The following is a 15636-nucleotide window of genomic DNA, read 5'->3' as shown; positions in this document are numbered from 1 at the left end:
TTTTTGCTGTCAGGGCGAAGATGCCTCTTGGCGTTATCTTTGGTCGCTGTTAATATCCGCGCAACAAGGGGAGTAACTTCTCGCCGGTTTGTCGTCATTACGGTGCACCCATTTCCTGCAGTGCACCCGGCTGCCGGGCGGTTGATGCAAATCAGCTGTAAGTGAGACCTTGCCGAGAGGCAAGGTGTATCTGCTCCAAACGCAAACCCACGCCTCTCGGTCGTGGGTTTTGTCGTTTTTGGGAGAAGTGAAAATGGGTGAATGGTGGATGTGGGCCGGTTTCTTCAGCATAGTGCTGGTCCTGTTATGGATTGACATCCGCTTTGTCGGCGGTGGCAAGGCGCACAAGGTGTCGCTCAAAGAGGCAGGCATCTGGTCCCTTATCTGGGTCAGCGTGGCGCTGCTCTTCAATCTGGCTATCTGGCTCTGGCTGGATCACAGCGCAGGCCGTGAAATTGCCAACCAGAAGGGGCTGGAGTTCCTCACCGGCTACCTCATCGAGAAGGCGCTGGCGGTGGACAATGTCTTCGTCTGGCTGATGCTGTTCGGCTACTTTGCCATTCCCGCCGAGCTGCAGCGCCGGGTGCTGCTCTACGGGGTACTGGGTGCCATCGTGATGCGGGCCGGTATGGTGTTTGCGGGTAGCTGGCTTATCGAGCAGTTCCACTGGATCCTCTACCTGTTCGGCACCTTCCTGCTGCTGACTGGTGCCAAGATGTTGTGGGCGGCCGACAAGGAGCCAGATTTGGCCAACAACCCGCTGCTGGGCTGGATGCGCCGTCGCTTCAAGGTGACGGAGACGCTGGAGGGGGAGAACTTCTTCGTCTGGCGTGACGGAGTGCGCTATGCCACCCCGTTGCTGCTGATCCTGGTGCTGGTCGAGGTGAGCGATCTCATCTTTGCGGTAGACAGCATCCCGGCCATCTTCGCGGTGACCACGGATCCCTTTATCGTGCTGACCTCCAACATCTTCGCCATCATGGGTCTGCGTGCCATGTACTTTCTGCTGGCGGGCGTGGCCGAGCGTTTTGCCCTGCTCAAATACGGCCTGGCGCTGATCCTGATGTTTATCGGGGTCAAGATGCTGCTGCTGGATATCTTCAAGATCCCGACCGGCATCGCATTGGGCGTGGTCGCGCTGATCCTGCTGGCTTCCATGGGGTTGAGCCTCTGGGTGACCCGCAAGAAAACGGCATAATAGGCAAACAAGCAAAAGGGCTCCCGCGGGAGCCCTTTTCTATTGCCAGTCGGCGATCAGTGCTTGAGCTTCTTGGGGTTGGTGTAGCCCCAGATGGTATACATGTCCGCCAGCAGGGCGCCGTTGTACTCCTCCAGATCCGCCTGTTTCACTTCGGCGTCACCCTGACGGCCAAACAGCACCACCTCGTCACCGGGTTTCACCCCTTTCAGGTCGGTCACATCCACCATGATGGTGTTCATGGAGGTCTTGCCGACCACCGGCACCTTCTGGCCCTGGATCAGCACATAGGCCTTGTTGCTCAGGGAGCGGCGATAACCGTCGGAGTAACCGAGTGGCAGGTTGGCAAGCCAGGAGTCGCGCTTGAGGGTAAATGTGCGGTCATAACCGACGGTGTTGCCGGCCGGGTAGTGGTTGACGGAGGCAACCTGGGTCTTGAACGCCATTACCCGCTTGTACTCGGTGTAGGAGGGGATGGAGTCACCGTAGAGCAGGCCACCCGGGCGCACCATGTCGAAGTAGGCGTCCGGCACTTCAAGTGTTGCGAAGGAGTTGGCGGCGTGGATGGTGATCTTGCTGCGATCCAGCTTGCCCGCTTCCAGCAGCCACTGGGAGTCCAGCTTGAACTGGGCCAGCCCCATCTTGACGTCCTCTTTCTCCTCCACCGGGAAGTGGGTCATGATGCCGACCGGGGTGATCCCCTTGAGCTTGAGCATGGCCAGCGCATCCTGCTTGGAGTCGGCCAGCCGCAGATCGATACCGTTGCGGCTCATGCCGGCGGAGTTGAGGGCGATATGTACCGGAATGGTGGTGTGGTGGCGCTGGGCGATATCGGCGATGCCCTGGGCACTCACCAGACTGCCGATGAGCTCCTCCATCTTGTAGGGCAGGGCCTGCTCCACTTCATCCGGGGTGGCGGCACGTACCCGCATCAGACGGCCGGTGAAGCCCTTCTCGCGGGCGACACGAGCTTCTTCATTGCTGGCGATACCGATGCAGGGGATACCCGCTTTCACCACCGAGGGAACCAGCAGATCGATACCGTGGCCATAGGCATCCGCCTTCATGATGGCGCAGATCTTCGGCCCCTTGTCACCGAGGCGATCCTTGAGGGTCTGGATATTGTGCTCGAAGGCGCCGAGATTGACTTCCAGCCAGGCATTGCTGGCGGTCTGGACTTCGCCGTTGCGGTGATCGCTGGCCAGCGGCAGGTAGGGGGCTGCAACCGCTTGCCCGGCCAGCAGGCCGAGGATCAGGGTGGCCAGCAGTGTTTTCTTGTGCATGGTGGTTCCTTTTTGTTGTTCGCGTGAGGATAGTGTGGGTCGAGTTGGTCACATTGGCTGTAGCTCAACGTCAACTTGTTGTTATTATTATGATCTTTGTCACTCTCGGCAGACTTGGACAAGCGATTGAGTCTACCGCAGGCGTGGTTGTTCCGACACTTTTCAGGGGAAAAAAATGGTCAATCTGGAGTTGCGCCTGCCGCCGCCACTGGTGTTTGTCTGCTGTGCCGCCGCCATGTGGTGGGTCAGGGGAGAGACACACCCCGGCATGGGGATGTGGGCCTTCATCGCCCTTCTGTTTGCTGCGGGAGGCATCATGGGCTTTGGCGCCCTGTTTCGCTTCAGGCATCACAAGACCACCGTCAGTCCCACCCGGCCTCATGAAACCCGTCATCTGGTTACCGGCGGCGTCTATCGCATCAGCCGCAATCCCATGTATCTGGGGCTGTTCTGCTGGCTGGCCGCCTGGGGCTGCTATCTCGGGGGAGTCTGGGTCTGGGCTGGCCCGGTACTGCTGGCGCTCTGGCTGACCCGTTTCCAGATCATGCCAGAGGAGCGGCTGCTCAGTGCCCGGTTCGGCGAAGAGTATGCTCGCTATTGCCAGCAGGTGCGGCGCTGGTGTTAAGACGGTGAGTGGATTGAGGGGAGGGATTGCCGGCGCAGCAGAAGCGTTGCCGGCAGATAAACGGGGTTAGAAATGGTCGCCCTTCTCGTCCTTGGTTGGCTCCAGACTCCAGCCGGTGGCATCGCTGCTGCTGGCGATCTGGCCCTTCTCCTTCCATAGCTTGATCTTGAGGCGCAGGTTGTTGGCCGAGTCGGCGTTCTTCACCGCCTCCTCCTCATCGATCACTCCCTCCACCACCAGATCGAACAGGGCGCTGTCGAAGGTGACCATGCCGAGGGCCTTGGATTTCTCCATCACCTCCTTGAGGCCGCCAAACTCGCCGCGCTTGATCATGTCGCGGATGGTGTGGGTGCCCAGCATGATCTCCACTGCGGCCCGGCGCCCGCCATCGGTGGTCTTCACCAGCCGCTGGGAGACAAACGCCTTGAGGTTGTTGCCAAGGTCGTTGAGCAGCTGGGGGCGGCGTTCTTCCGGGAAGAAGTTGATGATGCGGTCCAGCGCCTGGTTGGCGTTGTTGGCGTGCAGGGTGGAGATGGCGAGGTGGCCGGTTTCGGAGAAGGCCAGCGCATGCTCCATGGTTTCGCGGTCGCGAATTTCCCCGATGAGGATGACGTCGGGTGCCTGACGCAGGGTGTTTTTCAGGGCGGCGTGGAAGCTGCGGGTATCCACGCCCACTTCCCGCTGATTGATGATGCTCTTGCGGTGGCGATGAACGAACTCCACCGGATCTTCGATGGTGATGATGTGGCCGCCGCTGTTGCGGTTGCGATGGTCGATGAGGGCGGCCAGCGAGGTCGATTTACCCGAGCCGGTACCGCCGACAAACAGCACCAGTCCGCGCTTCTCCATGATGGTATCGAGCAGCACGGGGGGCAGTTTCAGATCTTCGAAGCGGGGGATCTCGGTCTTGATGTTGCGGGCTACCAGCGACACTTCATTGCGCTGCTTGAAGATGTTGATCCGGAAACGGCCGATCTGCGGTAGCGAGATGGCGAGGTTCATCTCCAGCTCCCGCTCGAACTGCTCCTTCTGCTCCTTGTCCATGATGGCCTCGGCAATGGCCGCCACATCGCCCGGGTTGAGCGGTGTCTCATTCAGGGGACGCAGCACCCCGTTGAATTTGGCGCAGGGGGGGGCGCCGGTCGACAGATAGAGGTCGGAGCCATCCTGTTTGGCCAGGGTCTGTAACATGTCTCGCAATTCCATGGTTTTGCCTCGTCTATCAAGCAGATGCCATTACTTCGAATGTCCTTGAGTGTACAGCCTCAGGCGCCGGTCAGTTTCTCGCGGAAGACAAAAAAGACGGCGCCCAGAATACAGAGCCCGGCCCACAGGTAGTCCCATTTCAGATCTTCTTTCAGATAGAAGATGGAGAAGGGGACAAACACGGTGAGGGTGATCACCTCCTGCAGGATCTTGAGCTGTCCCACGGAGAGCACGGTATGGCCGATGCGGTTGGCGGGCACCTGCAGCAGGTATTCGAACAGGGCGATGCCCCAGCTCACCAGGGCGGCGATGATCCAGGGTTTGTGATTCATGCTCTTGAGGTGGGCGTACCAGGCGAAGGTCATGAAGACGTTGCTGCAGAGCAGCAGACCGATACTGGTGAAAATCGGGTTCATTGGGTTCTCCTCGCAAATTCGGCGCATTTTATCCCTGAACCGATAGTTTTCATACGCGGTGGGGCAGGGTATTTTTAAGCTATCAGGATGAGCCGTGCGAGGTTGGTGCGGAATGGGCAAGTTATACAGGATTGTGCTGTTACTGTTGTTTGCCGCGGGGTGGGTCAATGCGATGCCGACGCTGACGGTCGCGACCGATGTCTGGCCCCCCTTTCGCATTTTGCAGCCAGATGGTCAGCTGCAGGGGATCGATATCGAGATCCTGCACCGGCTGGAGCAGGAGAGCGGCATCCGGCTGCAGGTGAAACGGATGCCCTGGGGGCGGGCGCTCAAGCAGATGCAGACCGGACAGGTCGATCTGATGATTGGACTGGCCCACACCCCGGAGCGGGCTCAATTTATCGATTACCTGCAACCGGCCTACTACCAGTGCTGGCCCGCCTTCTATGGCAAGCGCGAGCAGGTGGCCCGGCTCGATCAATACAGTCACCTGCTGGGCGTCAAGGTGGGATTCGTGCTCAACTCCGCCTACTTTGAACCGTTCGACAGCGACATCCGGCTCGACAAGCACGGGGTCGCTACCGAGGATCAGCTGCTGCGCATGGTGCAGCGCGGCCACCTGCCGCTGATGATTGGCACCGACTGTCAGGTTGATTACGCCCTGAGCCGCGAGCCGGCTCTTGCCCTCGTCAAAGCCCCTTACCGGCCAGCCCGTCCCATCACCCTGTATCTGGGGATGAGCAAACGCTCACCCTATCAGGATCTCAAGTCGCCGCTGGCGCAGGCGCTGCAAACGCTGGTGGTAAACGGCGAGATCCAGCAAATCGCCAGTCCCTATCAGCCTTGACCTCGGGTGGCACGGCGCTGTTATCATTCCCCCTCTCGATTCTCCTCCGCGGCCAGAGTGGCCAACCGGGGGAGAAACCCTCTTTCGTTGCGGGGAACCTGCTTGTATCTCTCACTTGTTGCGCGTCAGCAGCGCTGGCAGCGGCGCTGGCTGCTTGGCCTCTTGCTGCTGACCCTGCTGCTTTTTCTCTTCTCCCTCGCCTGGGGTGAATTTGTGCTGCTGCCCTGGCAGCCGCTGGGGGAGCTTGAGCAGCGCATTCTGCTGGAGCTGCGTCTGCCGCGTGCCCTGCTGGCCTTGCTGGTAGGGGCGGCACTGGCCTGTGGTGGCGCCGTGCTGCAGGTGATGCTGCACAACCCTGTGGCCGAACCCGGTCTGCTTGGCGTCTCGAGCGGCGCAGGGCTGGCCGCCATGGTGGCGATGGCGGTGGCCAAGGCGCTCGGCGTCTATCTGCCCGGCTGGGGGCTGTCGCTGGCAGCCTTTGGTGGCGCCTTGCTGGTGACCATGCTGCTCATTCGACTGGCGCGCCGCGCCCGGCTCGGCCATGCCCGCCTGCTGCTGTTTGGCGTCGCCATCGGCATTCTCACCAATGCCGCCATGACCTGGCTGCTCTATTTTGCCGACGACAGCTCGCTGCGCGAGTTCATGTTCTGGATGATGGGCAGCCTCTCCTATGGCAGCCAGCAGCTTGGTTGGTGGTGGCTGCTGTTGCCGCTCACCCTGCTCTGGCTCTGCCGCCAGGGCAAGGTGCTGCAACAGTTGCTGCTGGGGGAGACCCAGGCCCGCCTGATGGGGCTGGATGTGGACAGGATGCGGGTGCGGCTGGTGCTGGCGGTCTGTCTGCTGACCGGTGTGGCGGTGTCGTTGTGTGGTGTCATCGGTTTTGTTGGGCTGGTGGTGCCCCATCTGCTGCGACTCTGTGGCGGCAGCGATCAGCGCTTCCTGCTGCCCGCCTCGGCGCTGGGTGGCGGGGCCCTGCTGCTGGCCGCCGATCTGGTGGCACGCTCCGCCTTGAATGCCGGCGAGCTGCCCATCGGCGTCATCACCGCCTCGGTCGGTGCGCCGCTCTTTATCTATCTGCTGCTGAGACAAGATGCCCATGCTGCCTCGTGATGCACTGCGGCCAAGCCTTCCCCTGCTGGCCGCGCAGGGGCTCACCGTCGCCAACCGGCTCGCCCCCCTCGATATCGTCTGGCAGGGCGGCCAGCTGGTGGCTCTGCTCGGCCCCAACGGCAGTGGCAAATCGACCCTGCTTGGCGCCCTGGCCGGCATCTTGCCAGCTGGCGGGAGTGTGCAGATCGGCGGCGAGCCGGTTGCCGATCTGAGCTGGCCGGAGCTGGCGCAGCGGCGCGCCATGTTGCCCCAGCGCCAGCCCCAGCTGTTTCATATTCCGGTGTTTCAGGTGCTGAGTCTGGGGCTCGCCGAGACCACCCCGGCCAGCAGGCAGAACGAGGCGATCACCGCCTTGTGTCAGGCGCTGGAGCTGGATAGCTTGCTGGCGAGGGATTTCAGCCGGTTGTCGGGAGGCGAGCAGCAGCGGGTGCTGATTGCCCGCACCCTGCTGCAGGTGTGGCCGAGCCTCAATCCGGTAGGCAAGGTGCTGCTGCTGGACGAGCCGCTGGCAGGGCTCGACTTGCATCATCAGCTGGCGCTATTGCGGCTGCTGAAAACCCTGGCCGGGCAGGGCTTGCTGGTGGTACTCGCCATCCACGATATCAATCTGGCCATCGACTGGGCCGATCGCATTCTCTGCCTGCAACAGGGCACCGTAGTGCGCGAGGGGGGCGTCGAGCTGGTGGATGAGGCGCTGCTGGAGCAGGTGTTCCAGATCCGCACCGACCGCATCGAAGCGGCAGGGCGGGTCTGGTTTATGCCGACGCTGTGAGTGACGCAGGCGCCGACAAGGGCGCCTCTGCATGTACTCTCTGTTTGCCTGTATTGTCCTGTTGCCGGGGCTCCCAGCTTCACGATTTCCCACCTTGTGCCGGTTGCCAATTTATCCCCTTGATCGGAAGTTGCTCTCTGCCGGGTTGCAGTGACCAATCGGGAGCAGCCTGAGTGGTCAATAGCTCGGTATAAGTAAAAGTTTGGTTATGTAGGGAAAATCCATAAATTCAATTTATGCCAATCGTGTTGGCTGTGAGTCGGCCTTTTGCAGGCAGTGGCGGGCCCTGTGAGCGGGTTGCCCGATCTGACGAGAGGGATTGTGCGCACGGATAAGGGTGGCAATGCAAAAAAGAAGGGCCGGATATCACGGATATCCGGCCCTTTGTGTATCTCGGGTAACGCGGGTTAGCGCGCCAGTTTGCTCAGGCGTACCTGCGCGGCTTCTGCCAGCATGGTCAGCAGGGTTTCGGTGTCGCTCCATGACAGGCAGGCATCGGTGATGCTCTGGCCGAAGGTGGCCGCGCAGCCGTTCTCCACATCCTGCCGCCCTTCCACCAGGAAGCTCTCGGCCATGATACCGGCGATGCCGGTGCGGCCGCGGCGCAGCTGATCGCAGATATCTTGCGCCACCAGCAGCTGGCGACGGTGATCCTTCATGCTGTTGCCGTGGCTGAAGTCGACCACCAGCCGCTCCGGCAGGCCCACATCGGCCAGCGCTTCGCACGCTTCGTCGATGCTGGCGGTGTCGTAGTTGGGGCGGTGGCCGCCACGCAAGATCACATGACCAAAGGGGTTGCCGGCGGTGCGGTAGATGGTCATCTTGCCGTCCTTGTCCGGGGAGTAAAAGATGTGGCTGTGGCGGGCGGCGCGCACCGCATCGATGGCGATGCGGGTGTTGCCGTCGGTGCCGTTCTTGAAGCCGACCGGGCAGGAGAGGGCGGAGGCCATCTCGCGGTGTACCTGGGATTCGGTGGTACGCGCGCCGATGGCGCCCCAGGTGATGAGGTCGGCAATGTACTGGCCGGTCACCATGTCGAGGAACTCGGTGGCGGTGGGCATGCCGAGCTCGTTGATATCGACCAGCAGCTTGCGCGCCAGTTTGAGCCCTTCGTTGACATCGAAGCTGCCATCGAGGCGCGGATCGTTGATGAGCCCTTTCCAGCCGACGATGGTGCGCGGCTTCTCGAAATAGGTGCGCATCACGATGCAGAGGCTCTCTTTATACTGCTCGCGCAGGGCGTTGAGGCGCTGGGCATATTCGCGGGCGGCCGCAGGATCGTGGATGGAGCAGGGGCCGACAATGACCAGCAGGCGCTGATCTTCTCCGGCCAGAATGGCTTCCACTTCGCGACGGGCATCCAGCAGATTCTGGGCAACGGTGTCGGTGATCGGAAACGCGTGGGCAAGCTCGCTCGGAGTGATCAGTGACTCCAGGCGACGGGTGCGCAATTCATCTGTGTGAATGGACATACAACTCAAGTCTCGAGTGGGTGGTGTCAGCCGCAGGGGGCGAAAATGCAAAGGGATAAAATAAAGCAAAAGTCCACCGATTGAAACCTTGGGGGGCTCTGATAGGATGTGAAGCCAAAATCGATTCCAAATGAGGTAGATAGCGTGGCAAAGCCAGGGGCAACCGGGGTCACCCGCATCATCAATGCAGCCGGTTACAGCATGAAAGGACTCAGGTCAGCCTGGATCAACGAGGCAGCGTTTCGGCAGGAGCTGATGCTGATCCTGCTGTTGATGCCACTGGCCTTCTGGATTGGCGACTCCCTCAACCAGATCCTGCTGCTCATCATCATCAGCTGGCTGGTGGTGATCGTCGAGGTGCTCAACTCCGCCGTAGAGGCGGTGGTCGATCGCATCGGCCCCGAGCATCACGAGCTCTCCGGCCGTGCCAAGGATTTGGGCTCTGCCGCGGTATTTATCGCGCTGGCCCTCAATGCGCTGGTGTGGGGGGCGCTGGTGGGGCGCAATCTGTTGGGATTGTGGTAGAGCACATATCTTGTCCCCCTTCTCCCGTGAGGGGGGAAGGGAGCGAACACGATTTAGGCTCTGCAACATGAAAAAGCCCGTCATCACGACGGGCTTTTTGCTGCTCAGATAAGGGTCTATCAGTGGAGGATGCGGGCACGGATGGTGCCGTTGATCTCCTTGAGCTTGGCGAGCGCCTTCTCGCTGTGCTCGGTCTCCACGTCGATCACCACGTAACCGATATGGCTGCTGGTCTGCAGGTATTGGCCCGCGATGTTGATCCCCTCTTCGGCGAAGATCTGGTTGATCTGGTTCATCACGCCCGGCTGGTTGCGGTGAATGTGCAGCAGGCGGCTGGAGCCCTTGTGGCCCGGCAGCGACACTTCCGGGAAGTTGACGGCAGAGAGGGTGGAGCCGTTGTCGGAGTATTTGACCAGCTTGTTGGCCACTTCCAGCCCGATGTTCTCCTGCGCTTCATGGGTGGTGCCACCGATGTGCGGGGTCAGGATGACGTTCTCCAGGCCACGCAGCGGGCTTTGGAACTCCTCGTCATTGGACTTGGGTTCGACCGGGAAGACGTCGATGGCGGCGCCGGCAATATGGCCGCTCTTGATGACGTCAGCCAGCGCGTCGATATCCACCACGGTACCGCGGGCGGCGTTGATGAAGATGGCGCCCGGTTTCATCATCCGCAGTTGCTCGGCACCGATCATGTTCTTGGTGGAGGCGGTTTCCGGCACGTGCAGGCTGATGACGTCAGACATATTGAGCAGTTCGACCATGCTCGGCACCTGAATGGCGTTACCCAGCGAGAGCTTGTTCTCGATGTCGTAGTAGTAGACCTTCATGCCGATGCTCTCGGCGATGATGCCAAGCTGGGTGCCGATATGGCCGTAGCCGATGATGCCGAGCTTCTTGCCGCGCGCTTCCACCGAGCGGTTGGCCAGCTTCTCCCACACCCCGCGATGGCACTTGGCGTTCTTCTCGGGAATGCCGCGCAGCAGCAGCAGGATCTCGCCCAGAACCAGCTCGGCGACCGAGCGGGTGTTGGAGAAGGGGGCGTTGAAAACCGGAATGCCGCGGATCTGGGCCGCTTCCAGCTCGACCTGATTGGTACCTATGCAGAAGCAGCCGATGGCGACCAGCTTGCTGGCGGCGTCGAGCACCTTCTCGGTGATCTGGGTGCGCGAGCGCAGCCCGATGAAATGCACGTCACGGATCTGCTCGATCAGCTCCTCTTCGGAGAGCGAGGTCTTGAGATACTCCACACTGGTGTAACCTGCGGCACGAAAGGTCTCTACGGTGTTGGGGTGAACCCCCTCCAGCAGCAGTACCTTGATTTTATCCTTGTCCAATGAAAACTTGGCGGTCATGACGATCCCTCTGTATGTGCAAACGTAAGTGCAGATTTGGTGTGCGAAGAAAACCGTAAAGTAGCAAAAACGTTTGGGAGAGGGAATATTTGTGACGAAAGTCAAATTCTTTGAAGTTATCAACGATTGTTGTAAACAGGGCTTTGCAACTTGTTGAGGAATAAATAAAAACGGCGCCATGAGGCGCCGTCTTGCATCCGAAGGAGGATTACTGGATAACCACACCTTCCGGGGTGCCGATCACCACCACGTCTGCGCCACGGTGGGCGAACAGGCCGTTGGTGACCACGCCAACGATGGCGTTGAGCTGTACTTCCAGCCCTTTGGCATCGGTAATGGCCATATCCTTCACATCCAGGATGTGGTTGCCGTTGTCGGTGACCACACCTTCACGCCAGACCGGGTTGCCGCCCAGCTTCTTGATCTCGCGGGCCACGTATTCGCGAGCCATGGGGATCACTTCGACCGGCAGCGGGAACTTGCCCAGCACGTCGACGGTTTTGGTGTTGTCGATGATGCAGATGAACTTGTCGGCCACGGCGGCGACAATTTTCTCGCGGGTCAGGGCTGCGCCGCCGCCCTTGATCATGTCGCGGGTGCCGTTGATCTCGTCGGCGCCATCCACGTAGACGGAGAGGGCATCGATCTCGTTGAGATCATACACGGTGATGCCGAAGCCCTTGAGGCGTTCGGTAGAGGCCACGGAGCTGGATACCGCCCCCTTGATCTCGTCCTTCATGGTCGCCAGCGCGTCGATAAAGTGGTTGACGGTAGAGCCGGTGCCCACCCCGACGATGGTGCCGGGAACCACATACTTGAGCGCAGCCCAACCGGCCGCCTTCTTCATTTCATCTTGAGTCATGATCGTTCCTTAAGAAAAAAGCGGGCGCATTATATCCAACCCCGTAGCCCGTCGCGACCATGTTGCTCACGTTCCGGGGCAAAAAGGGGCAGGAAGTAAATCGTTTGCCTGTTTATTCTGCGTTTGCGCGCACAGAAGGGGAGCCAGCCCCCCAGCTGGTGGCCTGCAACCGCTTATTCAAAGCGCCAGCAGCGGCTCGGGGTGATGATCTGCGGCAGCGGCACATCCCACACCTCCTGCGGCACCGCATCCACCTGTTGACAGTCGTGGGCAATCCCCAGCGGTTTGGGGCCCATCCTGTGCTCATGCCAGATGGCGAGGGTGCGATCGTAGTAGCCGCCCCCCATACCGAGGCGATTGCCATCGCCATCGAAGGCGACCAGCGGGGTGCAAATGAGGTCGAGGGTGCTGTGGGGCACCACCTGCTGCATATCCAGCTCGGGCTCTTCGATGCCGTAGCGATTGCGCACCATGGGACTGGTGGCGGTGTAGCGCAAAAAGAGCAGGTGACCGGGGGTAAAGGGGTGGAGCACCGGCAGATAGACCTCTTTGTGCTGGGCCCACAGCCAGTGGATGGCGGGTAGGGGATTGATCTCCCCGTCATTGGCCAGATAGAGGGCAATGCGCTTGGCGGCGAGGATCTCGGGGTGCTGTTTGAACTGGGCCAGCAGCTGTTGGGCTGCCTGCTGCTGTTCGAGCGGGCTAAGGCTCTTTCTGCGTTGACGTACCAGTTGGCGAAGAGATTGACGTTCGGGCTGGGACTCTTGCATGGGGAACCTCCGGGCTGACTGCAATGGACGGCAGGGCGTACATGGCCCTTACCTTAACATATTCTCTCGTGGGGACGGGGTGAAAAGCGGGTACCGACGAGGGCCGGTACCCGCAGGATCAACGCTGGCGCATCTGGTGTTTGACAAAGACGGCGACCAGCGCGGCCAGTGCCAGCGCCATCGGGTAGAAGCTCATGCTCACTACCGCCAGCGGTGACAGGGCGAAGATGGAGCCCAGCAGCAGCGCCTGAGCGCCCCAGGGGATGAGACCCTGGATCACGCAGGAGAAGATATCCAGCATGGAGGCGGCGCGGCGCGGGGTGACGCCGTGATGCTCGGCCAGATCGCGGGCGACCTTGCTCGCAACGATAATGGCGACGGTATTGTTGGCGGTGCAGAGGTTGGTGAGGCTCACCACCCCGGCGATGCCGAGCTCGGCGGCTTTCTCGTTCTGCTCGCCATGGTGGCTGCGGGTAAAGCGGGCAATCAGGGCGCCGATGCGATCGCTTATCCAGGCCAGTCCACCCTGACGCTCCATCAGGGCGCCGAGGCCGCCGATGAGCATGGAGAGCAGGAAGATCTCCTGCATGCCGGTAAAGCCCTGATAGATATCCTTGCTGAACTGGCCGATGGCGTAGCCATTGATCATGCCTACGGCGCCAGCGGCGACAATGCCGATCCCCAGCACCACGAACACGTTCATGCCAGAGAGTGCCAGACCGAGGATCAGCAGGTAGGGCATCACCTTGAGCAGGTCAACTGCCCCGGCCTTGGCGGGCGCCGCGCCGACGGAGCCGAGCGCCAGATAGAGCAGGATCACCGCAATGGCGGCAGGGGCGGCAATCTTGAAGTTCTCGCGGAACTTGTCCTTCATCTCGCACCCCTGACTGCGGGTCGCCGCTATGGTGGTGTCGGAGATGATGGAGAGGTTGTCGCCAAACATGGCGCCGGAGAGGATGGTGCCTGCCATCAGTACCGGATCGATACCTGCAGCCTGCGCCACACCGAGGGCCACCGGCGCCACGGCACCTATGGTGCCCATGGAGGTACCCATGGCAGTGGCGATAAAGGCGGAGATGAGGAACAGCCCGGGCAGCAGGGCCCAGCCGGGGATAAGCGACAGACCGAGCGCCACGGTGGCGTCAACGCCGCCAGTGGCCTTGGCCACGCTGGCAAAGGCGCCCGCCAGCAGATAGATAAGGCACATCGCCATGATGTTGCTGTGGCCGACCCCTTTGAAGAAGGTCTCCAGATTGCTGTTGAAGCCCTCTTTGCCAAGCAGCAGCGCCAGCATCACGGCTGGCAGGGCGGCAACAGGGGCAGGCAGTTGATAGAAGGCGAACTCGACCCCTTGCAGGGTCAGCCAGGTACCGGTACCGATAAAGAGTGCGAGAAAGACCAGTAGCGGCAGCAAGGCCCTGGCACTGGGTTGGGTCTGGATCATGTGTTCCTCTGAAATTGAACAATGACCTCCTGTCGTGAACTGCTTTGTGCCTTTATCGGATCGGGATAGGGGGAAAACAGCGCGGGCATCCTGCCGCATCGGGGGGCCCACAGTAGTGAGTCAACCCCGCCCGGTCAAGATAGACGTCCAGATGGATAAGGTTTTTTGTCAGTCGATTTGGCTGTTCTGATTAAATCCGTTAAATATTCGGATTTAAAAGAAAAGTCTGTCTATTTGTCGGAGTGGTCTGCTGGCGCACGGCGGGCTTTTCAAAGCAGACGCAGGCTGGTAAAACGGTCTCTTTCCATAATTAAAAGAGATGAGAGGGTGGAGATGGACAATCCGATCCGTGTGGCCGTGATGGGCTGTAATGGTCGTATGGGCAAGGTGCTGCTGGAGGCTGTCACCAACACCGAAGGGGTGGTGGTTGGCGCGGCGCTGGAGCGGCCGGGGTCGGCGGTGATCGGTCTGGATGCGGGCGATCTCAACGGGCTGGGTCATCTGGGTGTGGCGATTAGCGACAGCCTCGACAAGGTGCGTGACCAGTTCGACCTCATCATCGACTTCACCCGTCCCGAGGTGACCCTGGCCAATCTGGCCTTTGCGCTGGCCCACAATAAGCAGATGGTGATTGGCACCACCGGCTTTGACGAGGCAGGTAAGGCAGCCCTTAAAGAGGCAGGCAATCAGATCGGTATCGTGTTCGCCTCCAACTACTCGGTCGGGGTCAATCTGGTGTTCAAACTGCTGGAGCAGGCCGCCAAGGTGATGGGCGACTATACCGACATCGAAATCATCGAAGGCCACCATCGCCACAAGGTGGATGCGCCGTCCGGTACCGCCCTCTCCATGGGCGAGGTGGTGGCCAAGACGCTGGGCCGGGATCTGAAAGAGTGCGCCGTCTATGGCCGCGAGGGGATCACCGGCGAGCGGGCACCGCAACACCATCGGCTTTGCCACCATCCGCGCCGGCGATCTGGTGGGTGAGCACACCGTCATGTTTGCCGATATCGGCGAGCGGGTAGAGATCAGCCACAAGGCCTCCAGCCGTCTGACCTTTGCCAACGGTGCAGTGCGCGCCGGCAAGTGGCTGCGTCAGCAGGGCGCCGGTCTTTATGACATGCAGGATGTGCTCAATCTGAAGTAATTCTTCCGCTTTCTTCTGTCTGATTATCCTGTCTGACCAAACCCCGGCTTGCCGGGGTTTTTGCTGTTTGCTGAGCAAAAAGTTACACAAATACTGGTTAGTGTGCTTTTTTTGATTTAGTCAGGCAAAAACAGTCATTTCATTTTCCCCACTCCTTTTGTTGCCTTGAAATGTCATCACAAGGTAACAATCTTTGATGTGTTTACGGCGTCTGCAGCCATTTTTTCACATCACCCTAAATGGACTAAAAATTCAAACGCAGAAAAACGTTTGCTGTTTTTAGTGTCAACAAAACCACACGTAGAACGCACAAATTCGCACTTTGGTTGTTCTTGTGGTGCTTTTTAATGTTTTGTTTTTAAGGGATTTAATGTTGTATTGCGTCTGTTTTGTCGTGGTTTGTGAAGGTTTTTGGTCTGGTTTCAAATTTTCTTTTGCTGCAGGGGCTTGAAAAGCAATTGAGTGCATAGATAATGGGTAATGTTGCTTTTTTATTGAATTTAGATGCATTTCATCTGAGAAAAGACGTTGAAATGCCACTTTTTTTAAGTAGAATGCGCCCAATTTGCCAGAAATCTGCCGGGTTCGAGTCCTGTCCAAGGCCGGA

14 protein-coding genes and 1 pseudogene are annotated in these 15636 nt (G+C 59.9%); 7 read left to right on the top strand and 8 right to left on the bottom strand.

The genetic code is table 11. From position 1 onward, the window contains the following. Positions 1 to 253 precede the first annotated feature (253 nt). Entirely contained in the window at positions 254 to 1198 is a 945-nt protein-coding gene (locus WE862_RS17395; RefSeq protein WP_042031224.1) for a TerC family protein, read from the top strand. A gap of 56 nt (positions 1199 to 1254) precedes the next feature. On the opposite strand, the gene alr is transcribed toward WE862_RS17395, so the two are convergent. Further along, complete coding sequence (alr, locus tag WE862_RS17390) at positions 1255 to 2481, bottom strand: alanine racemase (protein ID WP_042031223.1); 1227 nt, start codon at positions 2479 to 2481, stop codon at positions 1255 to 1257. 175 nt (positions 2482 to 2656) lie between these two features. On the opposite strand from alr, the gene WE862_RS17385 reads away from it, so the two are divergent. After that, positions 2657 to 3106, top strand: coding sequence for a methyltransferase family protein (locus WE862_RS17385; protein WP_042031222.1), 450 nt, complete (start codon positions 2657 to 2659; stop codon positions 3104 to 3106). Positions 3107 to 3172: 66 nt separating this feature from the next. Here WE862_RS17385 and tapW read toward each other — a convergent pair whose 3' ends face one another. Next, positions 3173 to 4312 (bottom strand): type IVa pilus ATPase TapW, encoded by a 1140-nt coding sequence (gene tapW / locus WE862_RS17380; protein ID WP_041208567.1) that lies wholly within the window; start codon positions 4310 to 4312, stop codon positions 3173 to 3175. A gap of 59 nt (positions 4313 to 4371) precedes the next feature. After that, complete coding sequence (locus tag WE862_RS17375; RefSeq protein WP_005302630.1) at positions 4372 to 4728, bottom strand: DMT family protein; 357 nt, start codon at positions 4726 to 4728, stop codon at positions 4372 to 4374. A 112-nt stretch (positions 4729 to 4840) separates the two neighbouring features. Here WE862_RS17375 and WE862_RS17370 point away from each other — a divergent pair, with 112 nt between their 5' ends. From WE862_RS17370 to WE862_RS17360, 3 genes are all read left to right on the top strand, one after another. Further along, positions 4841 to 5575 (top strand): substrate-binding periplasmic protein, encoded by a 735-nt coding sequence (locus WE862_RS17370; protein ID WP_042031221.1) that lies wholly within the window; start codon positions 4841 to 4843, stop codon positions 5573 to 5575. 102 nt (positions 5576 to 5677) lie between these two features. Then, the gene (btuC, locus tag WE862_RS17365) at positions 5678 to 6685 is read left to right on the top strand and encodes a vitamin B12 ABC transporter permease BtuC (protein WP_042031219.1); all 1008 of its coding nucleotides are present in this window, start codon (positions 5678 to 5680) and stop codon (positions 6683 to 6685) included. Next, on the top strand, positions 6672 to 7457 hold the full coding sequence (locus WE862_RS17360; RefSeq protein WP_042031218.1) for an ATP-binding cassette domain-containing protein: 786 nt from the start codon (positions 6672 to 6674) through the stop codon (positions 7455 to 7457). The genes btuC and WE862_RS17360 overlap by 14 nt, the downstream gene beginning before the upstream one ends. A 407-nt stretch (positions 7458 to 7864) precedes the next feature. On the opposite strand, the gene WE862_RS17355 is transcribed toward WE862_RS17360, so the two are convergent. After that, entirely contained in the window at positions 7865 to 8929 is a 1065-nt protein-coding gene (locus tag WE862_RS17355; RefSeq protein ID WP_041208564.1) for a 3-deoxy-7-phosphoheptulonate synthase, read from the bottom strand. A 144-nt stretch (positions 8930 to 9073) separates the two neighbouring features. Between WE862_RS17355 and WE862_RS17350 the strand changes: the two genes are divergently transcribed. Beyond that, positions 9074 to 9454: a diacylglycerol kinase gene (locus tag WE862_RS17350; protein WP_033114340.1), complete on the top strand. Its 381-nt coding sequence runs from the start codon at positions 9074 to 9076 to the stop codon at positions 9452 to 9454. A gap of 119 nt (positions 9455 to 9573) precedes the next feature. Here WE862_RS17350 and serA read toward each other — a convergent pair whose 3' ends face one another. From serA to WE862_RS17330, 4 genes are all read right to left on the bottom strand, one after another. Continuing rightward, the gene (gene serA, locus WE862_RS17345; RefSeq protein ID WP_033137987.1) at positions 9574 to 10806 is read right to left on the bottom strand and encodes a phosphoglycerate dehydrogenase; all 1233 of its coding nucleotides are present in this window, start codon (positions 10804 to 10806) and stop codon (positions 9574 to 9576) included. Between the two features lie 208 nt (positions 10807 to 11014). Then, positions 11015 to 11668: a ribose-5-phosphate isomerase RpiA gene (gene rpiA, locus WE862_RS17340; protein WP_040067849.1), complete on the bottom strand. Its 654-nt coding sequence runs from the start codon at positions 11666 to 11668 to the stop codon at positions 11015 to 11017. Between the two features lie 173 nt (positions 11669 to 11841). Continuing rightward, positions 11842 to 12438, bottom strand: coding sequence for a 5-formyltetrahydrofolate cyclo-ligase (locus tag WE862_RS17335; protein WP_042031215.1), 597 nt, complete (start codon positions 12436 to 12438; stop codon positions 11842 to 11844). A 118-nt stretch (positions 12439 to 12556) separates the two neighbouring features. After that, positions 12557 to 13882, bottom strand: coding sequence for a Na+/H+ antiporter NhaC family protein (locus WE862_RS17330; RefSeq protein ID WP_041208560.1), 1326 nt, complete (start codon positions 13880 to 13882; stop codon positions 12557 to 12559). Between the two features lie 333 nt (positions 13883 to 14215). Here WE862_RS17330 and dapB point away from each other — a divergent pair. Continuing rightward, positions 14216 to 15029: pseudogene (gene dapB, locus WE862_RS17325) on the top strand (4-hydroxy-tetrahydrodipicolinate reductase). The last annotated feature ends 607 nt before the right edge of the window (positions 15030 to 15636 follow it).

Source organism: Aeromonas jandaei, assembly GCF_037890695.1.
Lineage (GTDB): Bacteria > Pseudomonadota > Gammaproteobacteria > Enterobacterales > Aeromonadaceae > Aeromonas > Aeromonas jandaei.
Note: the sequence above shows the minus strand (reverse complement) of the source record. Positions and strands in the feature narration are given on the sequence as shown.

Excerpts from the sequence above, each read along its gene's own strand:
- WE862_RS17330 (WP_041208560.1), bottom strand. The coding sequence starts at position 13,882 with ATGATCCAGACCCAACCCAGTGCCAGGGCCTTGCTGCCGCTACTGGTC.
- rpiA (WP_040067849.1), bottom strand. The coding sequence starts at position 11,668 with ATGACTCAAGATGAAATGAAGAAGGCGGCCGGTTGGGCTGCGCTCAAG.
- alr (WP_042031223.1), bottom strand. The coding sequence starts at position 2,481 with ATGCACAAGAAAACACTGCTGGCCACCCTGATCCTCGGCCTGCTGGCC.
- WE862_RS17355 (WP_041208564.1), bottom strand. The coding sequence starts at position 8,929 with ATGTCCATTCACACAGATGAATTGCGCACCCGTCGCCTGGAGTCACTG.
- WE862_RS17370 (WP_042031221.1), top strand. The coding sequence starts at position 4,841 with ATGGGCAAGTTATACAGGATTGTGCTGTTACTGTTGTTTGCCGCGGGG.
- WE862_RS17360 (WP_042031218.1), top strand. The coding sequence starts at position 6,672 with ATGCTGCCTCGTGATGCACTGCGGCCAAGCCTTCCCCTGCTGGCCGCG.
- WE862_RS17395 (WP_042031224.1), top strand. The coding sequence starts at position 254 with ATGGGTGAATGGTGGATGTGGGCCGGTTTCTTCAGCATAGTGCTGGTC.
- serA (WP_033137987.1), bottom strand. The coding sequence starts at position 10,806 with ATGACCGCCAAGTTTTCATTGGACAAGGATAAAATCAAGGTACTGCTG.
- WE862_RS17385 (WP_042031222.1), top strand. The coding sequence starts at position 2,657 with ATGGTCAATCTGGAGTTGCGCCTGCCGCCGCCACTGGTGTTTGTCTGC.
- WE862_RS17375 (WP_005302630.1), bottom strand. The coding sequence starts at position 4,728 with ATGAACCCGATTTTCACCAGTATCGGTCTGCTGCTCTGCAGCAACGTC.
- WE862_RS17335 (WP_042031215.1), bottom strand. The coding sequence starts at position 12,438 with ATGCAAGAGTCCCAGCCCGAACGTCAATCTCTTCGCCAACTGGTACGT.
- tapW (WP_041208567.1), bottom strand. The coding sequence starts at position 4,312 with ATGGAATTGCGAGACATGTTACAGACCCTGGCCAAACAGGATGGCTCC.